Below are 826 nucleotides of genomic sequence, written 5' to 3'. Positions count from 1 at the left end.
TATTTAGCCCCGAATGCAGTCTGTCCCTCAGTGGAACGTCCCATTCAAAGCGATAATCATTGTGCCACCACAATGGATGCTGCCTCCGCTTTGCTGTTTCCTTTCCATTTACAAACAGTTCACATTCATTGAACAGGCCTGGGAAGCGGATGTGCGGATTACTTTCGGCATCTCCAGGCGGTAGGACGACCTCTGTTCGATACCATATATCGCCGATCGCGCTCTCACGATCTGGTGTGCGAATTCCCTGTGCCTGAATATAGAGATCTGTCCGAATTATTTCCCATTGATCGACGGGATAATCCTTTCGCCGGTCTAGATCATACTCTCCGCCGTGAGCACGCCAAAACCCGAGATCGACGGGGTGGTCAAGCAAGCCCTTCGTCATCCCAGTTCCATCTGGGTCGCGATGGAAACTCCATTCCAATGGCAATTTGACTAGCAAGCGACCCTTCTCTCCGTTGACGAACGAGTTGAGCTCCCGGTACTGCTCAACCTCGCCGGGCCAAAATGCATAGCCTTTTTCGAACTTAGTCGAGGTGAATGCTTTGTTCATCTGAGTCAGGCCGTCGCGAGCGCGAAGGCCTTCTTCGCCTACCGCGACTGCCTTCCGATAATCAACATTTTTGGCGGCGGCTTCGACCATCGCGATGTAGGATTTGAGTGTCTCGTAGCCGAGACGCACAAAGCGTAACCGTTCTAAATAAAGGGCCTCATTGTGGGAAAGATGCCGGCCGAGCTCGCGCAGATTCTCGACAGTTTTCTCTGCTTCTATAAGCAACAATCCGAGATGCTGAACGAGTTGGGGCGTGAAAATCGCGGGGGC

The 826-nt window shown here is 52.4% G+C and carries 1 protein-coding gene; it reads right to left on the bottom strand.

Annotated features, from left to right (window positions below; all coding sequences use genetic code 11):
* Nucleotides 1-826: HAD family hydrolase (locus NEI07_RS10655; RefSeq protein WP_256034465.1), on the bottom strand; the 826-nt coding region annotated here is incomplete at both ends.

The sequence above is a fragment of the Methylocystis suflitae genome, assembly GCF_024448135.1.
GTDB classification, from domain to species: Bacteria; Pseudomonadota; Alphaproteobacteria; order Rhizobiales; family Beijerinckiaceae; genus Methylocystis; species Methylocystis suflitae.
The sequence above is the reverse complement of the archived record's forward strand: the minus strand, read 5'-3'. Positions and strand labels throughout refer to the sequence as shown.